Annotated in this window: 24 protein-coding genes; 11 read left to right on the top strand and 13 right to left on the bottom strand. The window is 32.2% G+C overall.

All coding sequences use genetic code 11. The features are described from left to right. Positions 1 to 10 precede the first annotated feature (10 nt). The 7 genes from OO775_RS02905 to OO775_RS02875 all read left to right on the top strand — a co-directional run bounded on the left by OO775_RS02905 (position 11) and on the right by OO775_RS02875 (position 7,272). Positions 11 to 763, top strand: coding sequence for a glycosyltransferase family 2 protein (locus OO775_RS02905; protein WP_264845510.1), 753 nt, complete (start codon positions 11 to 13; stop codon positions 761 to 763). Next, positions 760 to 1,578 (top strand): glycosyltransferase family 2 protein, encoded by an 819-nt coding sequence (locus OO775_RS02900; RefSeq protein ID WP_264845509.1) that lies wholly within the window; start codon positions 760 to 762, stop codon positions 1,576 to 1,578. The genes OO775_RS02905 and OO775_RS02900 overlap by 4 nt, the downstream gene beginning before the upstream one ends. 326 nt (positions 1,579 to 1,904) lie before the next feature. Further along, positions 1,905 to 2,870: a WaaS/CpsH family glycosyltransferase gene (locus OO775_RS02895; RefSeq protein ID WP_264845508.1), complete on the top strand. Its 966-nt coding sequence runs from the start codon at positions 1,905 to 1,907 to the stop codon at positions 2,868 to 2,870. Positions 2,871 to 2,874: 4 nt separating this feature from the next. Then, complete coding sequence (locus OO775_RS02890; RefSeq protein WP_264845507.1) at positions 2,875 to 3,840, top strand: WaaS/CpsH family glycosyltransferase; 966 nt, start codon at positions 2,875 to 2,877, stop codon at positions 3,838 to 3,840. Continuing rightward, positions 3,830 to 4,879: a glycosyltransferase gene (locus OO775_RS02885; protein WP_264845506.1), complete on the top strand. Its 1,050-nt coding sequence runs from the start codon at positions 3,830 to 3,832 to the stop codon at positions 4,877 to 4,879. Before OO775_RS02890 ends, OO775_RS02885 begins: the two co-directional genes overlap by 11 nt. Before the next feature lies 1 nt (position 4,880). Beyond that, complete coding sequence (locus tag OO775_RS02880; RefSeq protein ID WP_264845505.1) at positions 4,881 to 6,242, top strand: O-antigen ligase family protein; 1,362 nt, start codon at positions 4,881 to 4,883, stop codon at positions 6,240 to 6,242. Between the two features lie 22 nt (positions 6,243 to 6,264). Continuing rightward, positions 6,265 to 7,272, top strand: a complete 1,008-nt coding sequence (locus OO775_RS02875; RefSeq protein ID WP_264845504.1) for a WaaS/CpsH family glycosyltransferase — start codon at positions 6,265 to 6,267, stop codon at positions 7,270 to 7,272. A gap of 4 nt (positions 7,273 to 7,276) precedes the next feature. Here the strand turns inward: OO775_RS02875 and OO775_RS02870 are convergent, their stop codons facing one another. From OO775_RS02870 to OO775_RS02825, 10 genes are all read right to left on the bottom strand, one after another. After that, positions 7,277 to 7,714, bottom strand: coding sequence for an acyl-CoA thioesterase (locus tag OO775_RS02870; RefSeq protein ID WP_264845503.1), 438 nt, complete (start codon positions 7,712 to 7,714; stop codon positions 7,277 to 7,279). Further along, a complete protein-coding gene (locus OO775_RS02865) occupies positions 7,689 to 8,966 on the bottom strand; it encodes an ABC transporter permease (RefSeq protein ID WP_264845502.1) in 1,278 nt (425 codons plus the stop codon). Before OO775_RS02865 ends, OO775_RS02870 begins: the two co-directional genes overlap by 26 nt. Positions 8,967 to 8,968: 2 nt before the next feature. Continuing rightward, positions 8,969 to 9,703, bottom strand: coding sequence for an ABC transporter ATP-binding protein (locus tag OO775_RS02860; RefSeq protein WP_264845501.1), 735 nt, complete (start codon positions 9,701 to 9,703; stop codon positions 8,969 to 8,971). 12 nt (positions 9,704 to 9,715) lie between these two features. Next, positions 9,716 to 10,711, bottom strand: coding sequence for a BtrH-related acyltransferase DarH (darH, locus tag OO775_RS02855; protein WP_264845500.1), 996 nt, complete (start codon positions 10,709 to 10,711; stop codon positions 9,716 to 9,718). A gap of 30 nt (positions 10,712 to 10,741) precedes the next feature. Beyond that, positions 10,742 to 11,146 carry a flexirubin biosynthesis protein DarG gene (DarG, locus tag OO775_RS02850; RefSeq protein WP_264845499.1) on the bottom strand — a complete coding sequence of 135 codons (405 nt, stop codon included), beginning with the start codon at positions 11,144 to 11,146 and terminating at the stop codon, positions 10,742 to 10,744. A 5-nt stretch (positions 11,147 to 11,151) separates the two neighbouring features. After that, on the bottom strand, positions 11,152 to 11,595 hold the full coding sequence (locus tag OO775_RS02845; RefSeq protein WP_264845498.1) for a hotdog family protein: 444 nt from the start codon (positions 11,593 to 11,595) through the stop codon (positions 11,152 to 11,154). Beyond that, a complete protein-coding gene (locus OO775_RS02840) occupies positions 11,592 to 12,026 on the bottom strand; it encodes a hotdog family protein (RefSeq protein WP_264845497.1) in 435 nt (144 codons plus the stop codon). Before OO775_RS02840 ends, OO775_RS02845 begins: the two co-directional genes overlap by 4 nt. Next, positions 12,026 to 13,159 (bottom strand): dialkylresorcinol biosynthesis protein DarB, encoded by a 1,134-nt coding sequence (darB, locus tag OO775_RS02835; protein WP_264845496.1) that lies wholly within the window; start codon positions 13,157 to 13,159, stop codon positions 12,026 to 12,028. The genes OO775_RS02840 and darB overlap by 1 nt, the downstream gene beginning before the upstream one ends. 99 nt (positions 13,160 to 13,258) lie before the next feature. After that, positions 13,259 to 14,029 (bottom strand): patatin-like phospholipase family protein, encoded by a 771-nt coding sequence (locus OO775_RS02830; protein ID WP_264845495.1) that lies wholly within the window; start codon positions 14,027 to 14,029, stop codon positions 13,259 to 13,261. Between the two features lie 84 nt (positions 14,030 to 14,113). Continuing rightward, entirely contained in the window at positions 14,114 to 14,710 is a 597-nt protein-coding gene (locus OO775_RS02825) for a hypothetical protein (RefSeq protein ID WP_264845494.1), read from the bottom strand. Between the two features lie 405 nt (positions 14,711 to 15,115). Here OO775_RS02825 and OO775_RS02820 point away from each other — a divergent pair, with 405 nt between their 5' ends. The 4 genes from OO775_RS02820 to OO775_RS02805 all read left to right on the top strand — a co-directional run bounded on the left by OO775_RS02820 (position 15,116) and on the right by OO775_RS02805 (position 18,418). Beyond that, complete coding sequence (locus OO775_RS02820) at positions 15,116 to 15,478, top strand: hypothetical protein (protein WP_264845493.1); 363 nt, start codon at positions 15,116 to 15,118, stop codon at positions 15,476 to 15,478. 22 nt (positions 15,479 to 15,500) lie between these two features. Then, a complete protein-coding gene (locus tag OO775_RS02815) occupies positions 15,501 to 16,775 on the top strand; it encodes a spondin domain-containing protein (protein ID WP_264845492.1) in 1,275 nt (424 codons plus the stop codon). A gap of 193 nt (positions 16,776 to 16,968) precedes the next feature. Further along, complete coding sequence (locus OO775_RS02810; protein WP_264845491.1) at positions 16,969 to 17,574, top strand: superoxide dismutase; 606 nt, start codon at positions 16,969 to 16,971, stop codon at positions 17,572 to 17,574. A 190-nt stretch (positions 17,575 to 17,764) separates the two neighbouring features. Then, positions 17,765 to 18,418: a YceI family protein gene (locus OO775_RS02805; RefSeq protein WP_264845490.1), complete on the top strand. Its 654-nt coding sequence runs from the start codon at positions 17,765 to 17,767 to the stop codon at positions 18,416 to 18,418. Positions 18,419 to 18,672: 254 nt separating this feature from the next. On the opposite strand, the gene yidC is transcribed toward OO775_RS02805, so the two are convergent. From yidC to hemN, 3 genes are all read right to left on the bottom strand, one after another. After that, complete coding sequence (yidC, locus tag OO775_RS02800) at positions 18,673 to 20,514, bottom strand: membrane protein insertase YidC (RefSeq protein ID WP_264845489.1); 1,842 nt, start codon at positions 20,512 to 20,514, stop codon at positions 18,673 to 18,675. 191 nt (positions 20,515 to 20,705) lie between these two features. Next, entirely contained in the window at positions 20,706 to 22,322 is a 1,617-nt protein-coding gene (pyrG, locus tag OO775_RS02795; protein ID WP_264845488.1) for a CTP synthase, read from the bottom strand. Positions 22,323 to 22,406: 84 nt separating this feature from the next. After that, on the bottom strand, positions 22,407 to 23,771 hold the full coding sequence (hemN, locus tag OO775_RS02790) for an oxygen-independent coproporphyrinogen III oxidase (protein ID WP_264845487.1): 1,365 nt from the start codon (positions 23,769 to 23,771) through the stop codon (positions 22,407 to 22,409). Positions 23,772 to 23,817 lie beyond the last annotated feature (46 nt).

The following is a 23,817-nucleotide window of genomic DNA, read 5'->3' as shown; positions in this document are numbered from 1 at the left end:
ATTTTAAGGTATGGAAAAAATATCAGTAGTTATCAATACATATAACGCAGAAAAACACCTTGAAACAGTGTTAGAATCTGTCAAAGATTTTGATGAGATTGTTATTTGCGATATGTACAGTACTGACAGAACTATCGAAATTGCAAAGAAATATAATTGTAAAATTCTTTATCACGAAAATACAGGATATGCCGAGCCTGCTCGTAATTTTGCTATTCATCAGGCTTCTAATGGCTGGGTTTTTGTAATTGATGCTGATGAAACTGTTCCAAACGATTTAAAAGAATTTTTATATAAAATAACTGACAATAAAGAAATAAGTGGCGTGTATATTCCGTTTAAAAATTATTTTATAGATAAATGGATTCGAGCCGCTTATCCTGATTATAAATTACGTTTTTTCCGTAAAGAAGGAGCTTTTTGGCCTCCCGAAGTTCATTCAACTGTGAAGGTGCAAGGAAAAGTAATTCGAATACCCAAAGGGCAAATGAATTTAGCTTCGGAGCATTTGGCTAACGATTCTATAACAACCATTTTACAAAAAAATAATACATATAGTACCGCCGAAGTTGAACGAAAAAAACATAAAAAAATAACGTGGTTTTTGCTTCTAAGTTCTCCTTTGTTTTGGTTTGTAAAGTTTTATTTTATCAAGAAAGGATTTTTGGACGGAAAACGCGGTTTTATCTTTGCAGCTCTGAAATCACAATACAAATTTTCTTGTTTAGCAAAAGTATATGAATATCAGAGAAATAATAAATGAAAACAACCCTACTAATTTCCACTTATAATAAAATTGATGCACTGGAACTCTGTCTTTTAAGTGTTTTGAGGCAAAAAAAAATGCCCGATGAAATTCTCATTGCTGATGATGGCTCTCGTTCTGATACGAAAGATTTTATTGACGCTTTTCGCTCAAAATTTTCCGTTCCGTTAAAGCATATTTGGCACGAAGATAACGGATTTAGAAAAACTATTATTTTAAATCGTGCATTAAAAGTGGCACAAGGAGATTATATAATTCAGATTGATGGTGATATTATTCTTCATAAAGAATTCATCAAAGACCATATAGATTTCGCTCAAAAAGGGGGCTTTGTAAGGGGGAAACGCGTATGGCTTTCACAAGGAGAAACCGATCGACTTTTACAACAGAAAACAATAGAAGTAAATATTTTTACCCCAAAAACACGAATGCTGGAAAATGCTTTTCGAGTAAAATTTTTAATGCACTTCTTCGGAAGAAAAAACAAACCAACAGGAGATGGAGTAATGGGTGGGAATACGGCGTTTTGGCGTGAAGATGCTATAAAAATCAACGGATTTAATAATGAAATTATAAGTTGGGGAATTGAAGACTGGGAGTTTGCTCAACGCCTTGCCCATTTAGGAAATGTGCGAAGAACCTTGAGGTTCGGAGCCGTACAATATCATTTGGAGCATAATGAATATGAGCGAAAACCACCCCAAGAACATTTGGAAATCGCCCAAAAATTAAAATCTGAAAAATTTATAGAATGTACCAACGGATTGGCTCAAATTGATAATTTTACCGAAAAATTTGCTATATATGAATAGCCTAATTTCGGTCATCGTTCCTGTTTATAATGTAAAAAAACATATAAATTCTTTATTTTGCAAACCTATCTGAACCTTGAAATTATGAATGAAATACCAACCAAACCAAATTTTGGAGGAATATTCGAACGAAATTTAATAAAGAAAATACAAGAAGTTTTTCTTGAACTGGAACCAAGCCTACTTAAATTCTATTATAAGTACAATTTCGGAGTTTTATTTTATAAAGAAAGATTTTTTTTATCTTTGCAGCTCTGAAATCACAATACAAATTTTCTTGTTTAGCAAAAGTATATGAATATCAGAGAAACAATAAACAATAAGTTATGAAAATTTGTTTGATAAGTTTTGATTTTTGGGATTATGATGCTCATATAGTGGAATTTCTTAAGAAAAAAAACATTGAGGCTCAGCATATTAAAATAGGAGCAGTTAGGCACGCTCATTTTGGAGCAAGACTAAAAAACGCATTTTCAAAAATATTTTTCAGAAAAAATTTGAAACACCAAAAACGCCAACAATTTGTCATTGACCGACTTAAAGAATTAGGACATCAAGACCAAATTTTGGTACTCAATCCTAATGTTTTTGATACTGAAACACTGCAGTTTATCAAAGAAAATACGAACAAACTCATTACTTTTTTGTATGACAATTTGGAAAGGTTTCCTGTGCAAGATAAATTGCATTTTTTTGATAAAATATATTCTTTTGATGACAAAGACATAGAAAAATACGGCTTTGAACGCTTAACAAACTACAACTATCTTCCTTTTTTGTCGCAAAAGGAACAAAATCCAAAGAAAGATGTGCTGTATATCACTTCTTGCGATAAAAAAAGAATATTTCAATTAGGGGCTTTGATAGAAAAATTTAAGGCTTTTCGGTTGAGTTTTGATATTTTTGTGATTGGAAAAAAAGTTTGGAAAAATCAACTTAAAAATTGCTTTTGCAAAAGTGAAATTTCTTTCCGAAGAAAAAGAATACAACACAAGGAACTTCCTGAAATTTACAGAAATACAAAAGCAATTTTGGATTTGATGCGAAAAGACCAATATGGACTGAGTTTCAGAGTGTTTGAAGCGATGGCTTTGGAAAAAAAAATCATTACAGATAATGAAAAAATCAAAAATTACGATTTTTATAATCCGAACAACATCTTGGTTTTAAATGATGATTTTAGCAATTTAACAAAAGATTTTTTTCAGATGCCTTATCAATCGCTTCCACAAGAAGTTTACGAGAAATATACATTGGAAAAATGGGTTGAAAAAGTGTTTAATTTAAAATAGAACGATGAAGAAAAAACTACTATTCATAGCTCCTGATTACTACGGATTTAACGATGTTGTTTTCAATGGATTAAAAAAATATAGTAATTATGAAGTATTACATATCAAATCTGCTGGAAAATATTATTATAAAAATTTCATAGAACGGATACATAACTTTTTTCTTAAAAATTTTTTTGGAAAAAACTTGAAAGTACTACGACAAGGGCAAGATATTAAAAATAGACTTCTGAGAACTGATTACGATTTTTTAATAGTTACAGGAGCGTATGTTCTTAGCGAAGAAAATCTAACGATTGCTTTGGATAAAAGTAAATTTTCTGTAACCATTTTTTGGGATAGTATAGCTAAAATTCCCACACAGGAAAATGCTATAAATCAGTTTAATATATGTTATAGTTTTGATAAAGATGATTGTCTAAAATATAACCTAAAAGAAATTACTAATTTCTATTTTATAGAAGAAAAAAATAATGATAATGCGTTTGATGTTAGCTATTTAGCTACTTATGACAATCGAATAGAAGAAACTATTTCTATTTTTAACTATTTTCAAGAGAATGGTATAAAAGCAAAAGCTAAAATTTTTACATACCCATCACATCCTATAAAAGAATCATTACCCAAAAACATAGAAATTATTGATAAAATTATTCCTTTTGGTGAGTCATATCGATATTATTTAGATAGCAAAGTCATTTTAGACATTGCACATCCACACCAGAGAGGTTTATCATTTCGCCCTTTTGAAGCAATGGGAATGAATAAAAAATTAATTACCACTAATACGGATATTGTAAATTATGATTTTTACAATGAAAATAATATTTTCTTGATTGAAAATCCATCGGAATTTTCGATTCCTGAAACTTTTTTCAAAACGGATTATCAAGAAATTGATACCAAAATAAAAGAAAAATATCATATAAAAAATTGGGTTCAAAAAATATTTTCTGATTATGAATACTAAAATTTATTTCGTTTGTCCAAATAATAAACAAGCTACAGGGGGAGTAAAACAAATTTATCGCCAAGTAGAAATTCTAACAAAAAATGGTTTTAACGCGTGTGTTTTACACGAAAAAATAGGCAAAAAAGAAAGATGGTTTGATACCACAGGAATTCCTATTAAATACAGTCCTTTTTTATTCAAGAAATTGAAGTATATGCTCTATAAAAGAAAAATAGGATTCATTGAAAAACTAAAATTATTCTTTTTAAAGAAAAAAAGTAAAAAAATAGAAAAAGATGCAATTTTAGTATTTCCTGAAATATATGGAAATTGTATCCATAAAATAGAACCTGATATAAAAAAAGTTATTTTCAATCAAAATTGTTTCTATACTTTCAATGGATACCATATTGAAGAGAATTTGACTACAAACCCTTACACACATCCTAAGACATTAGCGAGTATCGTAGTTTCTGAAAATTCAAGACAATATTTAGAATACACTTTTTCGAATGCGAAGATTTTTAGACTTCATTTAGGAATAAATCATAAAGTATTTTATCTCGAGCAGAAAAAAGAGAAACAAATTTGCTTTATGCCAAGAAAATTGAGCGAAGAAGTGAATCAAGTAATCAATATTTTGAAACTTCGGAATAATTTAAATGGTTGGAAATTAGTACCCATTGATAACAAAACAGAGGCTGAAGTTGCTCATATAATGCAAAAAAGTGCTATTTCTCTCTGTTTTAACCATAAAGAAGGTTTTGGGCTTCCGCCAGTAGAGGCAATGGCTTGTGGTTGTTATGTAATTGGTTATCAAGGAAAAGCTGGGGTTGAATATTTCAATTCAGATTTTTCATCACCAATAGAAGATGGAAATATTATTCAATATGCTCAAAAAGTGGAAGAAATAATAGCTTTGTATGAACAAAATTCGGAAAATATCTTGCAAAAAGGAAAACAAGCCTCTGAATTTGTTCTATCAAATTATTCTTTTGAAAAAGAAGAAAGAGAAACAGTTGCTATTTGGAAAAAAATTATTCAAAATAAACAATAAGATGGAATTATACAAAAAAAATTGGTTAATACTTAACAATATTGGGTTCGTCGCGATAGCTTTTATTATTTCATTTTTTTATCCAGATGCTTGGCAAAACGAAATTTTTAAAAAACTATTTTTGAAAATAGGTTTAGGGCTATGCGTAATATCTACATTGGTTTGGGTATTTTTAAATTTTAAAAATTATAAAATCCCAAGAGATAAAAAACTATGGCTACGTACACTGATTGTAGTGGTCAGTTGTTGTGCTGTTTTTTTATTTACTTATAAATTATCAAAAGCATATAAAGCTATTATTATTTTATTGGTTTTATGCAGTGTATATGCTCTTTGGAAACGACAATTTATCAAACCCACACTATCTATTATACTATTAGGGATTTTTGCTCTTTTTAAAATAATAGGTGTCTTTTGGAATACATATACACCAATTTCTTTTGTCGCTTTTAATGATGGAGAAATTTTATTCTTGCTATGTGTTGTAGTACTAAGTTTGTTTTACAGAATGGAAAAATCAGAAACAATGGTATTCATAACCATTTGTTTCAAAGGTTTTTTGAGCCTTTTGATATTGAATGTTACCATTTACATACTTTACACTTCTTCTATTGAATTACCTTTTTTTAGTTTTTTAACTTTCAATAAAGGATATATGAATTATTATTCTGTTTTGGAATGGGGACCTTATCAGCATCCGAGCTACATTTCCTGGACAATGTTACTCATTGGCGGTTTGAGTTTTTTTGTTTGGAAAGAACAAAAAGAAGCTAAAATAACAACCTTTGAATTAATATGGTACGCTATTTTACTTTTTTGTTTTGCTTTTATGGTACAAGCACGTATTACAATAATTGGTTATTTTCTCACTATTTCTTTGTTAGGTTGGTTGTATTTCACAAAAAAATGGACAATGAAAACTAAAACCACAATAGTTTCTATGTTAGTTGTATTGTTAATTGCAGGAGTTGGGGTATTGGTTACACAAACAAAATTTTTTTCTGACCCTATACGGATGAGTTTTTTTAATGCAGCGAAAGAATTTCAGATGCCAAACTTATTTTTCGGAGCAGGAACAACAACACAAAGAGGTATTGCTGAAACCTTAGGTTTTATACATTTGCATAATGATTTACTCTGTATTTTTATCGATTTAGGAATTATCGGACTTCTGCTACTTTTAGGTTGGATTATTGCTACCTTTTATCAAAGTATTGTTACTAAAAACAATTATATTTTATACACATTACTTCTCGCTTTAATGTTTATAAATACAGATACATTTCTGTATATGGGCTCTTATATGAGTGTGTGGTTTATAACAATTCTTTTCGCTTTCCCTGAAAAAGAAAAAATAGTATAACTCCAACAATAAATCAAGAAATATGACAAATAAAACCATAATTTTCGGAGCTCCGATTGACTTTTTTAATCAAAAGATGGTTGATAATCTAAAATTTTTAGGATTTGAGGTTGTTGATGTATCCATTTCATTGAGATATAAATATAAATCGCTAAAAGATAGACTGATAAATACTTTTAGAAAAATAATTTTGAAAGACACTTCTTACAAGAAAAAAGTTCGTTTTGCTTTGGTTGAGCAACAAATGAATGAAAAAATAGATTCTCTGAAAGAGAAGGCAGATTATGTTTTTATAATTCGTCCGGACATCTACCCTGAACATTTTTTGCGAAAATTAAAAACCTGTTCCAAAACAATGATTGCTTATCAATGGGACGGAATAAATGTTTTTCCAGAAGTAAAAAAGATTGTAAAATATTTTGACAGATTTTTTGTATTTGACGAAAACGATGTCAAAGAAGGATTTTTGCCTATAACTAATTTTTATTTCGATATTCCAGAACAATTAGAAATAATAGAAAACAAAAACATTTTCTTTGTTGGAGTTTGGAAAAGAAACCGAATAAAACCTATTGAAAAACTAATTTTACAAATTGAAAAAACAAATTACATAGCTGATATATCGTTATTTACACTTAATAAAAATCTTTTAAAAAAATATAAAAACTCACCTATCAATGTAACTAACAAAAGAATTTCATTAGACGAAAACCACCAAAAAGTATGTGAATCAGCAGTTTTGGTTGATATACTAAACACGGTTCACAACGGGTTATCATTTCGAGTATTTGAAGCTATGAAATACAAAAAGAAACTAATTACCAATAATCTACACATCCGAAATTATGATTTTTACAACGAAAATAACATTCTCGTTTTGGAAAAAGATGCTGATTACGAGCGTATTTCATCATTTTTGGAATTACCATACATTGATTTACCTCAGATTCTATACGACAAATATGCCTTTACAAATTGGATAAAATATATATTGGATATATCTCCATATCAACCTATTGAGTTGCCTTAAAAAATCATTTTAAAACCGATTTCTTCCAGTTTTCATAAAATTCAGGAGCGTATAACGAAAGCTCTCCTGTTGAAAGTTGCGTAAATACTTGAATGGTCTCGCCTGTGCAAACTAATTCGTCTTGCTCATTGTATATTTGATACTGAAAAATTAGTTTGGCAGCCACCGAAGGTATCCAAAAAGTTTTGATAGAAATTAGTTCACCATAACGGACAGATTTTTTATATTCGCAAACTGATTTTACAATCGGAGTAGCATATCCATTTTGTTGAATATCCAAATACGAAATTCCGTGTTTTCTACCAAAATCTTCACGTCCGTCTTCAAAATACTTGATATAATTTCCGTGCCAGACAATTCCCAAAGGGTCTGTTTCACTGAATCGAACACGAACTTGCGTAATACTATACAAAGAATTAGAGATATTTTTTATTTTTTTCATAAAGTACAGAAATAAAAAGACAAATTGTTGAAAAAACAAGTAATAACCCGATTTTAGGCAATAAATCCCACAGCGAACTATTACGCAACAGAATATCATAAAAAGCCTGCAAAGCCCAGTTCATCGGCGAAATTTTGGCTATAACTTGCATCGTGCTTGGCATTGCAAAGACAGGAATCCATACCCCGCCAATAGCTGCCAAAATTACCGCAAGTGTTGCCCCCAGCGGAGCAGATTGTTCTTGTGTATTACAGAGTGTTCCGAGTAAAATTCCCAAACCAATAGCCGACAAGGCAGAACTCAATGCCACAAGCAAAAGCGCTGTAAGTTTGCCTGTAACTTCCAAGGCGGGCAAATCTATCAATGGAAAAAAATATAAACCTATAAGTAGCATCAATCCAAATTGTATAGTGCTGATAATCAAATATGTAAGTATTTTAGCACTCAGTATAAATCCGTACGAAACAGGAGCTGTGAATAGGCGTAAACCTGTACCTTGTGTTTTCTCACGGACGATATTTCCAGAAAGAGGAATGACAATAAAGAAAATGGCAAAAAGAGCCCATGCAGGTATGTTATGTTGTACAGAATTGGGAACTATTTGTGAATCAATGTCTTTTGGATTTATTTCTTGGAATGAAATAATAGAATTGTTTTGTAGCTCAACTTTTTGCTCTGGCAAGAGATATTGCTCAAAGGTTCTGTAAATAAATTGGTTCTCAATCTGATAAATCATTTTATCAATTGATGTTTTTATATTTTCCTTAAAAGAAATTTGTATCGTAGGGTCAAAATACAAGTTAATTTCTTTGGAAACAATTTTTTCAGAATGCTTGGAGATAGAATCATTACCAGCAAAAGAATTGACAATCATTTCAACATTGTGTTGTACTTTTTCTTGCAAATCAGTCGAAAGTCCTTGTGGAATAACAATAGCCAACAGATAATCTCCTTTTAGTACCAGATTTCGTGCCGTTGGCTCATCAATAGCTTGCCCATTTTGCGTGGTAATTATCTCAAAAAAATGATTCTCTGTCATTTGTTTCTGAATCATTTGAGCTATTTCTCCCTTGTCATTATCCACCACTACAAGGGCTGTTTTCTGCTCAGTAATATTCCTGTATGCTCCATCTTGAACAAGTGTAATGACCACAACAAGAACCAAAGGCATCAGAAAAAGAATAACCAATCCACCTATATCTCGTACAATAAGTAGCATTTCTTTAATTACGGAACGATATAATTTGTACATAATTATTCTGATTCTGAGGTTAAGCGAATGAAAACATCTTCTAATTGTTGAGCATTTTGCACAGAAGCAATCAGTTTTTCAGGTGTATCTTCTGTCAAAATGCTTCCTTTGTTGAGGATAGCCACTCGATGGCAAAAATCTTGTGCTTCAAGTAAGTGATGCGATGTATATATGATAGACATTCCTTGCTCGTTGAGTTCTTTCAAATACTGAATAATAATATTTTTGGAAGAAACATCGACCCCGACGGTGGGTTCGTCCAGAAAAAGAAGCTCAGGAGTGTGCAAAATACCAGCTGCCAAGTTGGCTCGGCGTTTCATTCCTCCCGAAAAATGTTGTATTTTGGTGTTGGCAACAGACAAAAGTCCTACGCGGTCAAGAATTTCGTCAATTCGTTTTTGTAAAAAACTCTTTTTAAGTCCATAAAGACTTCCAAAATAATTCAAATTTTCACGTGCTGTAAGTGTTGGATATAAGGCATATTCTTGTGGAACAATTCCGATAAGAAAGCGAATATTTCGGGCTTTATGAGCGTATGACAACCCTGCAATAGAAAAATTTCCCGTTGTGGGAAGTAATCCACCGAAAAGTATAGACATCAATGTAGTTTTTCCCGCTCCATTGGTACCTAGTATTCCATAAATTTCACCTTTTTGGACAGAGAAATTGATATTATTTAAAGCAAAATGAGTCGCTTCTTTATATTTTTTATACAAATTATGTACTTCTACTATCATATTAAATTCATTTCACACCGATTTTTTCAATTTTCTAAAAAATAATTCTTCTTTTTGTGCAATTACAGCTAATTCTTTTGAAAGTACATTATAAATATCGGGAGTATTGCTTCGATTTTTATATACACGAGCTATATTCACGGCAAATTCTCTCCATAAATCACCAATATTAGTTAATTCGTGTGAGAGTTCTCGAAGTCTTTTATTTTGCAGAATTTCAGAGGCTTCTTGCAAAAAGGCTGCGTAAATGAATCGAAATCCACCACCACCTGTGCCTATTTCTTCTTGCATACGTATAAGTTGTGCTAAGTAATAATTGGTCATTTTAGTTCCTTTTTTCGTTGCCCACTTCGGTATATCTCTACTTACTTTTTTGATGGCTTTCACACCTATTATAGGAACTGGAGAAAGCATTGCTTGACACACCTCTTTAATTGCTGATTTAATAGCCTTCTCCCATTGAATTTGAGAAGGAATATGAATTGGATAATACAAATGTCCTTTTGGGGCAAGCGTCCCTTTGGCAAAGCGTACACGTTCTAATTCTTCCTGTGAAAGTGTTGTAACAGAAGGCATTACAGGGTCACTTATAAGATAAATATCATTTTTTTTGCCATAAACACATAAGTTGTGTGCGTTGAAGTGAAAGCGGTACGCATCGGGGAAATACGTTAGGTCATATACCCCAACTTGTAATCCTACAGGGTTGCCTTTACTTAGATTTTCATCTAAGACCTTTTGTGCTTTTTCAGGTGAAGAAAATTTTTGTCTTTTCACTTTAAAACCTAATCTTTTGGCTGCTTTGCTAAAAATATAGCCTGGCATAGTGCGAAAACTAATCGCAGGAGCTTGATTGACTTTAAGTAACGGGAAATAAAAGAAAAAAAGCCCTGCTCCAATACCAAATACCATTGGCTCGCTTATTTCCATTCCGTAGAAATGCAATAAGTTTGAGGCAACTCCATTTTCGCAATGTGCCGATTGTTTATGTTCAAATTCTAATTCCATTCAAAAACAAAAATAACAAGTACAAAAATATTAGTTTTCTTCCCACTGGGGATTTTTTAATTCTTCGACTGAAATATTGAAAATCTTAGCATATTTCTGCAAAATTTTTTCCGGCAAGTGTTTAAAAACCGATATAGATGAATGGCGTTTTACGCGCCACTTCCACATTCCCATATAGTCAGCAAGTATTGCCCAATCCATTCGAGCACATTCCATATAATAAACAATAGGACTTTTACTGCCCGCTTGTACTTCCGATTTAGCTTGGGCAATACGTTCATTAACAAAATCAATAGAAGCCTTCAGAGCAATAGTTTTTGCTTCCCAACCTGAACTTTGCACGGTTACATAGTTATTGTCTTTGTCCGTAGCGTAGCATATTTCTTTGATTTCACCCAGTTCACCTTGTTCTTGTGGTACTTCATTTTCTTTCATAAAAACTAATTTTCTTTGATAATTAGATTTATCTCACCTTGTGCTATTTTTGTGTTAACAGAAAATACATCGCACAACATTGTGCATAACGTATAGTGTTCAGTTTCGTATTTTGACAAAAGTGAGGCATGTGTACGAATATACGTTAGCGACTCAGGCAAGGCAAAAATACTCATTTTTTTTATTCCACTAATATATCCGAGTATTTTTTTGTTAAAATGATTATTATGAAAGAAAAATTGTCCTACGATAATTGAACAGGTTTGAGCTACATTTTCTATAATTCCAACTTCTTGAAAGAGATTGTTTTGAACAAAAATAGTATCTTTTTTTATCAGAAAAGAAGTAATTACATCTACATCTGTTAGTTTATCAATAGTATCGACCATTAACATCGGGTAGGAGTGGGGCAGATATTGGTGTATGTCAATTAAGCTCTGTTGGGTCATTTGGCAAGTACGGTTTTCATTTCGCCCAAGGCAATACATTCATTTTGTATAGAAGATTCTAATTGAACCAATGTAACTCCCATAAATTCGTGTAAAACAGAAACTTTGGTCAAGAGTTGTTCGCCTATTTTCGGATAGCGATAAATAGTAATTTGCTTGATAGAGCCTATATACCCTGTGGGAGCAGATTGGTTTTGTAAGTAATACGAATAACCTTTGTGTAGAGCAATGCTTTGAGCCAAATGCTCAATAAGTCCTGCTTCTTGAAAAAAATTATTTTTGACAAAAAGTAAATCATTAACAATAGTAAGCCCTGATAGAAGCTCTGTTTCAGTATAATTAAGCAAAGCATCAACCATCACAAACGGAAATCTTTGTGGGATAAACTGCTCAACGATATATTTGTCTGTTATTGGTAGTTGTAGCTCCATTACACAACAGTTAAAAGAGTATATGAATAAGAAAAACGTCCGCTTTCGGGAACAGAAAGAAGTAATGTATCTCCAATGCGAAGTCGGTTTGAATTTAACAATTCTTCAATAAGTAAATATGCTGAAGCCGAACCTACATTCCCTACAAATGGGAGATTGGTAAACCATTTTTCTTTTGCAATATCAATACCCTGTTGTACAAATCCTTCATAGAGTTTATCAATAAAAAAATAAGATGATACATGAGGTACAAAATAGGTTATTTTTTCAGGAGAAAGCTGGTGTTTTTCTAAGGTTGTATGTAAACTTTCTACTCCTTTTTGTATGATATTTTCATTGAGTAATTTAACATCTTGTTTTATAGAAAAAACGGACTCTGAAAGCCATTGCTCAGTGGAGTAATCGCACCAAGGTTTTATTTCTCCGTTGGATAATTTGTCTCCACCTGCATACATACAGGTTTCTAACTGATGGGCAAACGAATAGAAATCAATCCATTCTATTTTGAGCGAACGCTTGCCACGAGGTTTATTTTCTAACAGAAAAGCCCCTGCTCCATCAGAGAGCATCCAGCGAAGAAAGTCCTTCTTAAAAGCAATAATTGGTTGTTCTTCAAGCTGTTTTAAGGCTTGTATTTCATTTTCGTATTTGTCTGAACGAAGCCACATTGAAACACGTTCTGAGCCTGTACAAACAGCATTGCGACTATTTTGTGATTTTACGGACAAAAAACCGTATTTTAAGGCATTGATTCCAGAATTACATACTCCCGAAGAAGAATTTAGTTCCATACTTTTTCCTTGTAAAAGCCCGTGTACCATTGCGGCATGTGAAGGTAATAAGCAATCTGGAGTAGACGTTCCGCACGAAAGCACTTCAATGTCTTGTACAGAAAAATCAGCATCGAACAATGTTTGTATTGCTTGACAAGTAAGAGAAGCATTGCTGTGTGTAGGAATTCCTTGACTATCAAGGGCGTAGTATCTTGTTTTTATTTTATTGTTACGTAATACAATACGGCGCGCTTTTGAAGCAGCCTTGTCAATCTTGCCTAAAAAACTCTCCATTTGTTCGTTATCAATAGGGGTATTGGGTAAGAATTTGCCCGCTCGGGTTATATAAACATCACTCATTAACTGATTTTTTTATGCGACAAAGGTACTAAAAAACTTGTGAATAACAATATTGTAAAAAATAATCTATCTATAAATTTTGAGTTTTGTATCTTGAAGTTATAGCTTATTTAGTTTTTCTAACAGAATAGGAAGTTGTTTCTGTGCAAATTGATAACCTAATGTATATGTTTTTTCAATCATACTTTTGTCAAGAGTTCCTGTTTTATCTACTCCTTCAGGAAGAAAAACAAAATGACATTGGCGAAATTTATCATAGTATGAAGCATCCATACCTACATTATAAATACGTTGTAAGAGCTTAAATGTAGAATTAATATCTTTAGCAGAAATAGTTTGCAATGGACTGACAAAGCTACCTAAGAGGATATTGCATTGATTTTCAATTGGTTCTATGGGGAAATTATTAAGTATCCCTCCGTCTGTATATATTCCTTCTCCAATATGTATCGGAGAAAAATAAGGAGGAAAGGCTGCCGAAGCAATTAAAGGACGGATAAGTTCGCCACTATCAAAATAGTGCAATTTACCTGTAATTAAATCGGTTGCTGTAATAGTCAAAGGGTATTTGAGTTCCGAAAAAGTTTGTGGAAAATATTTTGAGAAAAAAGAAATATATTTATTACTATCAATAACCCCTGGTTTTTTCATTGTGACTAATGAAAACTTGAAAATAGGTGTTTTTTGAAAAAATTCTAACATTTTTTTAGGAGAATAACCACAAGCATATAAAGCTCCTACTAGAGCTCCGCCACTGGTTCCTGTTACGATAGAAGGAATAATATTATTTTCGAGTAAAATCTCAATGAATCCAATATGAGCAAGACTTCGTACTCCACCTCCTGAAAGTGTTAAACCTATTTTTTTCATAATTTTATAGTGTTTTAATACAAAAAGCTGCCTTAAAAGGACAGCCTTTTGCATAAAATTTAAAATATAAAAAACTAAATACGACTACTTATTCAAACGTTCTTGTTGCAATTTTGCAGCTTGCAATTCTGATTGTGCTTGTAGCAGTTTAGAATTAAGTTTTAGCAATTTTCCTTTCCAATCCAATTCTTTTTCTGGAGATAATTTTCCTTTGGCTTGTGCTTTTGAGAATTTTAGATTTTCTTGGTCATATTTGGACTGCGCTTTATCTACTTTTGCTTGTGCTTTAACTACTTTTTCTGTTGCCTTACTTTTTTTAACAAGTAATTTTTGTTCTTCTTTTGCCTTTTTTTCAGCGAGTTTTTGCGCTTTTGCTTCTTCTTTTTGTTTCTTTTCAGCAAGTTTTTGAGCTCGTTGTTCATTTTTTAGCTTTTCTTTTTCGAGCTTCATTTGTTCTTTTTGTTGTTTTTCTTGCGCTTTTTGCATTTTAAGAGACTCTTTTTGTGCTTTTTTGAGTTTTAGAGCTTCTTGCTGTTGTTTTAAGTCTTGTTGTTCTTTGGCCAACTCTTCAAAAGTTTTTTGTCCTGATGTAGTAGGGGTAGTTGTTTGATTAGGAGTTTCTGTTTGAGCATAAGCAAAATAAGTTGCTATCAATGCTGCTAGTGTAAAAATTTTTTTCATCTCTAAAAATAGTTTAAGGTTTTTATTTAATACGGCGCAAAGGTAGAAAAAAAAATGATAAATAGAATATTTTTTAAAAAATATTCTAATTTGTTTAAAATATTGGGGGTGGTAATAGTTTTTTACTTTTACATTTTTTTGTAAGTTGAGTATTGAATACAAAAACTATGAGAATTTGTTTTTATAAATATAATTTAAATGATTGATGATCAGTAGTTATTTTATTTTTTATAAAAAAATGATATCAATTTGTCAGTTTTAAAAAAAAATGTCGACAAAGAAAACAAATGTTTCAAAAATGAAATTTAATTTTTTAAAAATTTTGTCAGCTTTGAAGAAAAGTATCGACAGAGTAAATGAAAATAGCAAAAATAATGGAATTATTAATTTAAATTATATATCAAAATGAACAAAGTATTATTTTTATTAGGTTTTATGGCTATGTCAATATCAGTAGCCAACGCTCAAGACAAAAAAATGACAATGCAAGAGCAAACAACAATGGAAAAAAACACAGATATGATGAATTCTGCGGATGGTTCTACGATGAAAAAAGAATGTTCTACATCAAAGAAATCTTGTTGTAGCAAACAAGAAAAAAAATCTTGCGAAAAAGAAGCAATGAAAAAAGAATGTTCCGCTTCCAAAAAATCGTGTGATAAGAAAGACAAAAAGTCTTGTGAAAAAAGAGCGATGAAAAAAGAATGTTCTGCTTCGAAAAAATCTTGTTCCAAAACAGATAAAATGGAAAATTCAAACAAAATGTAAAATATTAGAAACTTTAATTTAAATGAAAAATAAAAATTTATTCTTATCAAAAGTAATTCTTTCTGTAATTTCAATAACTGCACTTGTAGCTTCGTGTAACAAAGAAAAAACAAATTCGCTACAAGAGCTTGATAGCAATAGAACTATTATATTTGAAAATGTAACCAAAGTTAAAAAGTATGTTCAAAGCGGTGTTTTTAAAGGGATAGGAAGTATTGAAAATAATGGAAAAAAAATTGAAAATTTAATTCTTCCAGGACAGAGTGTTTCAATTGATTTTTTTGCAGGAAAAGGACAAAAATTTATGTTCGCTACAATGTTCGGAGCTTCAAAAGATTGGTTTTTTGCCTCTTTACAGCCTGGAATTAAATTGTTTGACGATAATGGAAAACCAATCACTGGGAAAGTAGATGCTTCTCAAGTAAGATTGTGGGATAATGGTTCTAAAAATGATGAAACAGGAGCTGCTGAAAGTAATAATATCACTTCTATTACAGAAATGAAGAAAGCAGGAGAGTTGATGGAACTAATGTTAAAATTTGACGAAAAAACATCGAAATTTACTCTTACAATTACCAATACTTCAAAAGATAAAAAGGATAATTCTGGAAAATCTCTTGAAACTCCTTTTTCACCTGGTGTGTGGGCAGTAGCCAATGTTTTAGGTGAGAGATTGCTTGATGAGACACCTTTCTTTATGGTTGGTAAAAAATCGAATCCTGAAATTTCGAAATTATCAGAAATGGGAGATACAACACCTTTGTACAAAAAAGTACAAATGGAAACAGGTATTATTACGGGATTTTCACCAGCTGTTGTTGTTGTTTATCAGGGAATTACAAATCCTATTTATCAGTTAGGCAAAAAAGAAAAAGGAAATGGACTTAAAGAACTTTCTCAAATGGGAATGACTGATAAATTGCAAAAAGAACTCGCAAAAATACCTGGCGTAAAAGCGGTTTATGTTGTGGGAAATTCTCCAATTGCTCCTGCAACAAAAGTATCTTCTAATGCAATAAAAATTGGGCAAGGGGATAAAATAGCTTTCGCTTCGATGTTTGGATATTCAAATGATTGGTTCTGTGCGAATGAAGATGAGATTTCAGCTAATTTTAGAGGAGATTTAACAGATAAAACTGCGTTACTTGATAGTGGGACAGGTATTGATCAGTTTACAGGAGCAGGTAACAAACAGGCTCTTTTTGGAGGTACTCCCGAAGCAGAGGATAAAAATGTTGAAAAAGTAACTCAACCGATGCTTAAAGTTTCTGATTTTCTAAAAGTTACATTACAATAATAAATTTATAAAAAAGTGCAAATTTTAATTGAAAAACTTGGCTCAAAAGGTCAAGTTTTTTGTATTTCAAATAAAATTAAAATCAGAGTTCTTCTTATGAAAGAAATTTTTTTGTATGGTTTTTACATATTATTTTTGTGAAATAAAAAAAAATTATATCTTTGCAAGAAGTTAATTTTAAAATAAAAATAAAATGGCATTTACATTACCTAAATTAAATTATAGTTACGATGCACTTGAACCATACATTGATGCGCGAACTATGGAAATTCATCACACAAAGCATCACAATGCTTATAAGACCAATTTGAATAACGCTATTGCAGGTACAGAATTGGAAGGAAAATCAATCGAATTTATTTTGAAAAATTTGGATTTGAACAACAAAGCGGTTCGTAACAATGGTGGAGGATATTACAATCATAACCTTTTTTGGGAAATATTATCTCCCAATGTAACACAACTACCACAAGGGGAATTGGCAAAAGCAATTGAAGAACAATTTGGTTCTTTTGAGGCTTTTAAAGAAGCATTTTCTAAGGCTGCAGCTACTCAATTTGGCTCTGGTTGGGCTTGGTTGTGTGTGCATAAAGGTGGAAAATTAGAAATTTGTGTTACTGCCAATCAAGACAATCCGTTAATGCCTAATGGTTGTTTAGGAACTCCTATTTTAGTATTAGATGTATGGGAGCATGCCTATTACTTGAATTATCAGAATCGGCGTGCAGATTATATTGAAGCCTTTTTCAAGATTATTAACTGGGAAAAAGTTACTCAATTATACAACGCTAACAAATAAACCTGAAAAGCTATCCAAAGTAGGATAGCTTTTCTTATTGAAAATATGTACATTTTTCATAATGTAAATCTTTAAAAATTGATATAGGTTAAGAAATTGTCAGAATAAATAATGTTTAACATTTGTTTAACTAAAAACAATTTGTCTTCTATATATCTTTGCACCCAATAAATAATAAAACATTTTTACAATGAAAAAAATCGTATTAAGTTTAGCAGTTATTACTGCTTTTTCAGTGGTAAGTTGCAAGAACAACAACAATGCTTCTGCAACCCAAGCCACAGAGCAAAATATGGTAGAAGCCTCTGCACAGGCAAGCAAATACCAGGTAGTGCCTTCTGAAACCGTTATTGAATGGGTAGGTGCTAAGCCTGCTGGGAAGCACAACGGAACACTTTCTGTTTCGCAAGGAAGTGTAACTGTTGATAATGGAAATCTGATAAATGGAGAATTCACCTTAGATATGAATTCTATAACCGTACTTGATTTGCAAGGTGATGAAAAAGGTTATCTCGAAGGGCACTTAAAGGGTACTGCAAAACCTGAGGACGCAGACCATTTCTTTAATGTAACGAAATATCCCACAGGAATTTTTGTTCTGAAATCTTTTGACGGAACAACAGCTACTGGTGACTTGACTATTAAAGGCACTACCAAAGCAGTGAGTTTCCCAGCACAAGTTTCTATAACTGATAATGAAGTTATATTAACCTCTAAAGCTTTCACAATTAACCGAGTTGATTTTGGGATAAACTATGGTTCTAAATCAGTTTTTGATAACTTGAAAGATAAGTTTATCAATGACGATATTGAACTTCTTGTGAAAGTAAAAGCAAGAAAATAAATAACTTGAAGAAGATTTCATAGGAATTGAAAACATAGAGAAATCTAATCTCGTAAAAAAGCTATCCATTTGGATAGCTTTTTTAATTGGGGTTTTATTTTATGTATCTCCGTTATTACTAATAAAAGAGTTAGTAGCTAAATTTTATAAGTCAAAAATAAAAATATACAATTGATAACCAAGTGTTTATATTTTATATTTTTAATAAATTATCTCTGAAAAAATCATTTATTACACTAAATGGACATACAATTTTATTTTTTATTTTTTTGCTGTTGGCGTTGTTGTTCTTGGGCTTGTTCCATCATTTCGCGCATTTTACGCTGAAACTTGCTCTCTTTCTTAGGTTTTTGCTTATTTTCTTGTATTTGTGCGTGAATTTTTTTCTCATCAATAATCCAATATTTGATAACTAACATTATCAAAATAGTAATTACATTTGAAATAAAATAATACAAACTCAATCCGCTGGCATAGTTATTAAAGAAAAACAACATCAGAATAGGAGAGAGGTATATCATAAATTTCATATTGGGCATACCTTCTTGCTGAGATTGTTGCATTTGTCCCGTAGTCATTAGCATATAGATAAATATAGCAACCGAAGCCAAAATAGGCAACAAACTAATATGACTTCCATAGAAAGGAATATTAAAAGGAAGTTCAGCAATCGCATCGTATGAGGCAAGGTCTTCTGCCCAAAGGAAGCTTTTTTGACGAAGTACATAAGCTGTTGGAAAGAAAGCGAATAAAGCAAAGAAAACAGGCATTTGCAACAGAGCGGGAATACAACCACTCATCGGATTTACACCTGCTTTGGAGTACAATGCCATCGTTTCTTGTTGGCGCTTCATTGGTTCTTTGTGTTTTGCATTAATTTCCTCTATTTCAGGACGTAATACTTTCATTTTGGCTTGTGATAAATATGATTTGTACTGAATAGGAGAGAGCAATATACGAACAATAATAGTAAGTACAATAATGGCTATTCCCACAGGCATATATTGGCTCAATAGGTTGAAAACAGGAATTACAAACCATTTGTTTATCCAACCAAAAATACCCCAACCCAGAGGAATTGCTTTGGCTAATTCGTAATTATCATATTTTTTTAAAGTATAATAATCGGTAGGACCAAAGTACCAGTGCATTTGCTGATTGATTTCTCCACCAGATAGTGAGATAGGTGCTGAAAAATGGAAGGCTTTAGTATTTTTTTCTTTTTCGTCTTCTTCTTTTACTAATTTTTTTGAAATTAGCTCCGCTGAAGCTAATGCTTGGTCAGAGATTAAAAACGAACTGAACAAGTGCTGTTTGAAAGCAATCCAATTTACGTTATTTACTTGTTCTTTGTCTTCTCCTGATTCGCTTAATTTTTCGATACGTTTGCCATCATATTGAGCAATGAGCTGTACATAGCGGTCTTCGTAAGTTACACTTTTTTCCATTCGACGGGCAACCAATTCCCATTTAAGAGTAGTTGATTTTTGCGAATTGATAATACCATTAAGCCCAACAGAACGAACGTTGAAATCTAACAAATATTCGTTAGGGCGAAGTGTGTAAAGATATTCAAGATATTGATTTTCAGAAACTTTCAATTTCATTGAAACAGAATTGCCTGAAACATTTGGCTCAAAAAACAAATCTTTGGTAGAAAGAGCTCTGTTATCATTGGTTGAAAATTCGAGACCAAAATCTGAATTAGCATCTTTGACAATGTAAATAGGTTCTCCTTGATATGTTTTTTGATTTTTTATTAAAAGTTCGCTAATTTGCCCTCCTTTATTGCTGATTTTTAGTTTAATAACTTCATTTTCAATTTCAGTAAAAGCATTTTTATTGGCAGAAGGAAGCCCTACCGAATAACCAAAAGCTCCTAATTGAGATTTGTAATTTGCCATTCCTACCGAATCTGTCGGAATAGAGGTCAATGATTGGGGAGTTGTAGCAGGTTGAGTAGGTTGGTTTTGTGTTTGTTCTTGTTTTTCAGGGGTTTGCTCGGGTGTAGGCTGATTGTAAAACATCCACATCATCAGAACAAACATAAGCCCGAAGGCAATCATCGTTTTTGTGTCTAATCGTCTTTCTTCCATTGGATTATCGGATTATTTCCGTTGTATTTAATTAGTATTAAAAGGTTTGTTTAATATTAAAAAGTTAAAAATTTTGGCAAAGATAGAAATTATTAAAGAAAAAGGAAAAGTATTTCGGATAAACTTTTCCTTAGTTTTTAAAATTATATTGAAAAATATTTTGCTAAAATAATTTTTATCATTTGAAATCATTATTTTTTGTTGATTTTACGCTCCAAACATGCCTTTACGAATGCTACAAACAATGGGTGCGGATTGGCAACCGTACTTTTGTACTCGGGGTGATATTGTACTCCAACAAACCAAGGGTGTGAAGGGAGTTCAATAACTTCAACCAAGCCTGTTTCAGGATTCGTTCCTGAACATAGCAAACCAGCTTCTTGCAATGGTTTTCGGAACTCATCATTAAATTCATATCGATGGCGATGGCGTTCTGAAATCATCGTTTTTCCATAAATTTCGTGTATTTTTGAGCCTTTTTCAAGTTGGCAATCCCACGCACCCAGTCGCATTGTTCCGCCTTTTTCGGTGATTTTTTTCTGATTTTCCATAAGGCTGATAACTCGATACAGAGCCTCAGGATGCATCTCTTGTGAAGAAGCATTTTCAAAACCTGCTACATGGCGGGCAAACTCAATTACAGCCATTTGCATACCTAAACAAATACCTAAGAATGGAATATTGTGAGTTCTAATATACTCAATAGCAAGTATTTTGCCTTCAATTCCGCGTTCTCCAAAACCAGGTGCAACAAGTACGCCGTCTAAGTGTTTTAATTTATCTTCGACAGAATCTTTGTCCAAATATTCCGAATGAATCATTTCAACATCTATTTTGACTTCATTTTGAGCTCCTGCGTGAATGAAAGCCTCTAAAATAGATTTGTACGCATCGGGAAGTTCTACATACTTGCCAACCAATCCTATTTTTATACGATTTTTCGGGTTTTTATGTCGTTGCAAAAAGGCGTTCCATTGTTCCAAATTAGGCTGATTATCATACGGAAGATTTAATTTTTTTAGAACAACGCGGTCTAAGCCTTCCAAAAGCATCAGATTAGGTACATCATAAATTGTCGGAACGTCAATAGACTGAATTACAGCTTCTTTTTTCACATTGCAGAAAAGAGCTAATTTTTGTCGTAAGTCATCTGGAAGATCTCTATCGGTGCGACAAACCAGTACATCAGCTTTTAAACCACTTTCCATCAGAGTTTTAACACTATGTTGTGTGGGTTTTGTTTTCAATTCGCCTGCTGCTGCTAAAAAAGGGACAAGCGTCAAATGTACTACAATGGCATTGTTATCGCCTAATTCCCATTGTAATTGCCGAACTGATTCAATATAAGGTAAAGACTCAATATCGCCAACTGTTCCTCCAATTTCGGTAATAACAATATCATATTCATTACTTTTGCCAAGAATTTGAATACGATTTTTTATTTCGTTGGTAATATGCGGGATAACCTGAACCGTTTTGCCTAAAAATTCGCCTCGGCGTTCTTTTTCAATAACACTTTGATAAATTCGTCCAGTAGTTACGTTGTTAGCTTGTGAGGTATAAACGTTTAAGAATCGTTCATAATGTCCCAAATCTAAATCGGTTTCGGCTCCATCTTCAGTTACGAAACACTCTCCATGTTCGTACGGATTGAGCGTACCTGGGTCAATATTGATATATGGGTCAAGTTTCTGAATAGTTACTCGATATCCTCTGGCTTGCAGTAATTTAGCCAGTGAAGCAGCAATTATTCCTTTTCCTAGTGAAGAAGAAACACCTCCTGTAACAAAGATATATTTGGTTTCCATTTTTGGTGTATTTATTTATACATTTGCAAAGATAGTAATATTTTCAAAAATAAGAATATAATTATGGGGTGATTTCCTCCAAAATTAAATTGTCATACTGAAAAGTTTTGTTGTAGGAATATTACGTTGTAATCGTAAATCAAAAGCCATACAAACATTGCGAACAAAAGGTTTTCCTTGGTCTGTTATTTCAATATGATTTTTAGAAATTTTAATCAGATTATCTTTTTCCATTTCAGAGAGTTTGTTTATAACTTCTTGTATTTCAGCGAATTGCATTTTGATATTTTCCCACGAAGTAGCAAAATGACACATCAGGTTCAGTATGTGTTTTCGTATAATTAAGTCTTCTTGATTTAAGATATGCCCTCGATACACAGGAATTTTGTTTTGTTCCAAAATTTCGTAATATTCTTTGATTGATTTTACATTTTGAGCAAATCCATACCAACTATCACTAATGGAGGAGATTCCAAGTCCAATCATTAGTTGCGTTTTGGAAGCAGTATATCCCATAAAATTCCGATGTAAGTTATTGTTAATAAACGAATTATACATTGTGTCGGAAGGTAAGGCAAAGTGGTCCATACCTATTTCTACGTATCCATTGTCTAAGAGTTGTTGTTTTCCAAGTTCATACAAACGGCGTTTTTGATCAGCAGAAGGTAAATCATTTTCGTCAAAACCTCGCTGTCCTGTTCCTTTTATCCAAGGAACATGTGCATAGCTATAAAATGAAATGCGATCAGGGCGTAAAAGATTTGTTTTTTCTATGGTGAAAAGCATATCTTTTTCCGTCTGAAAAGGTAATCCGAAAACCAAATCGTGACTAACGGACGTATAACCAAGCTGGCGAGCCCATTGAGTTACATTTTCTACATTTTCAAAAGGTTGTATGCGGTGGATAGCTTTCTGTACTTTGGGCGAGTAGTCTTGTACGCCAAAACTTACTCGGTCAAACCCTAATTGAGAAAGTGTTTCAAGATGTTCATACGTAGTATTGTTGGGGTGTCCTTCAAAACTGAATTCAAATTTGGAAGATTTTTTTGCTTTGACAAAAATTCCTTCAATGAGTTTTTGTAAGTGTTTAGGGCTGAAAAAAGTAGGTGTGCCTCCTCCTAAGTGTATTTCTTTGATAATAGGAGCATCAGGCAATATTTTTAGATATAAATTCCATTCATTCAGTAAGTTATCAATGTAAGGTTCTTCCAGTTCGTGCCGTTTTGTGATGTGTTTATGGCAACCACAAAAGGTACAAAGACTCTCACAGAAAGGCAAGTGAATATATAAGCTAATTCCTTCGTTTTCATTACTTTCTGTAAATGATTTTTGTACAGAAGTTTTCCATTGATCGTAAGAGAAAGTGTTTTCTTCCCAATACGGAACTGTGGGATAGCTTGTGTAACGAGGACCTGCAACATTGTATTTCTGAAATAAAGAGCTACTCATTGTTTTAATTTTCGGCAAAAATACGAATATTTTATTGTTTCAAAAA

Source organism: Capnocytophaga catalasegens (genome assembly GCF_026005215.1).
In the GTDB taxonomy this organism is placed as follows: Bacteria; Bacteroidota; Bacteroidia; order Flavobacteriales; family Flavobacteriaceae; genus Capnocytophaga; species Capnocytophaga catalasegens.
Note: the sequence above shows the minus strand (reverse complement) of the source record. Positions and strands in the feature narration are given on the sequence as shown.

Bases quoted from the DNA above. Each gene is read 5' to 3' on its own strand.
- OO775_RS02905 (WP_264845510.1), top strand. From the start codon at position 11: ATGGAAAAAATATCAGTAGTTATCAATACATATAACGCAGAAAAACAC.
- OO775_RS02900 (WP_264845509.1), top strand. From the start codon at position 760: ATGAAAACAACCCTACTAATTTCCACTTATAATAAAATTGATGCACTG.
- OO775_RS02895 (WP_264845508.1), top strand. From the start codon at position 1,905: ATGAAAATTTGTTTGATAAGTTTTGATTTTTGGGATTATGATGCTCAT.
- OO775_RS02890 (WP_264845507.1), top strand. From the start codon at position 2,875: ATGAAGAAAAAACTACTATTCATAGCTCCTGATTACTACGGATTTAAC.
- OO775_RS02885 (WP_264845506.1), top strand. From the start codon at position 3,830: ATGAATACTAAAATTTATTTCGTTTGTCCAAATAATAAACAAGCTACA.
- OO775_RS02880 (WP_264845505.1), top strand. From the start codon at position 4,881: ATGGAATTATACAAAAAAAATTGGTTAATACTTAACAATATTGGGTTC.
- OO775_RS02875 (WP_264845504.1), top strand. From the start codon at position 6,265: ATGACAAATAAAACCATAATTTTCGGAGCTCCGATTGACTTTTTTAAT.
- OO775_RS02870 (WP_264845503.1), bottom strand. From the start codon at position 7,714: ATGAAAAAAATAAAAAATATCTCTAATTCTTTGTATAGTATTACGCAA.
- OO775_RS02865 (WP_264845502.1), bottom strand. From the start codon at position 8,966: ATGTACAAATTATATCGTTCCGTAATTAAAGAAATGCTACTTATTGTA.
- OO775_RS02860 (WP_264845501.1), bottom strand. From the start codon at position 9,703: ATGATAGTAGAAGTACATAATTTGTATAAAAAATATAAAGAAGCGACT.
- darH (WP_264845500.1), bottom strand. From the start codon at position 10,711: ATGGAATTAGAATTTGAACATAAACAATCGGCACATTGCGAAAATGGA.
- DarG (WP_264845499.1), bottom strand. From the start codon at position 11,146: ATGAAAGAAAATGAAGTACCACAAGAACAAGGTGAACTGGGTGAAATC.
- OO775_RS02845 (WP_264845498.1), bottom strand. From the start codon at position 11,595: ATGACCCAACAGAGCTTAATTGACATACACCAATATCTGCCCCACTCC.
- OO775_RS02840 (WP_264845497.1), bottom strand. From the start codon at position 12,026: ATGGAGCTACAACTACCAATAACAGACAAATATATCGTTGAGCAGTTT.
- darB (WP_264845496.1), bottom strand. From the start codon at position 13,159: ATGAGTGATGTTTATATAACCCGAGCGGGCAAATTCTTACCCAATACC.
- OO775_RS02830 (WP_264845495.1), bottom strand. From the start codon at position 14,029: ATGAAAAAAATAGGTTTAACACTTTCAGGAGGTGGAGTACGAAGTCTT.
- OO775_RS02825 (WP_264845494.1), bottom strand. From the start codon at position 14,710: ATGAAAAAAATTTTTACACTAGCAGCATTGATAGCAACTTATTTTGCT.
- OO775_RS02820 (WP_264845493.1), top strand. From the start codon at position 15,116: ATGAACAAAGTATTATTTTTATTAGGTTTTATGGCTATGTCAATATCA.
- OO775_RS02815 (WP_264845492.1), top strand. From the start codon at position 15,501: ATGAAAAATAAAAATTTATTCTTATCAAAAGTAATTCTTTCTGTAATT.
- OO775_RS02810 (WP_264845491.1), top strand. From the start codon at position 16,969: ATGGCATTTACATTACCTAAATTAAATTATAGTTACGATGCACTTGAA.
- OO775_RS02805 (WP_264845490.1), top strand. From the start codon at position 17,765: ATGAAAAAAATCGTATTAAGTTTAGCAGTTATTACTGCTTTTTCAGTG.
- yidC (WP_264845489.1), bottom strand. From the start codon at position 20,514: ATGGAAGAAAGACGATTAGACACAAAAACGATGATTGCCTTCGGGCTT.
- pyrG (WP_264845488.1), bottom strand. From the start codon at position 22,322: ATGGAAACCAAATATATCTTTGTTACAGGAGGTGTTTCTTCTTCACTA.
- hemN (WP_264845487.1), bottom strand. From the start codon at position 23,771: ATGAGTAGCTCTTTATTTCAGAAATACAATGTTGCAGGTCCTCGTTAC.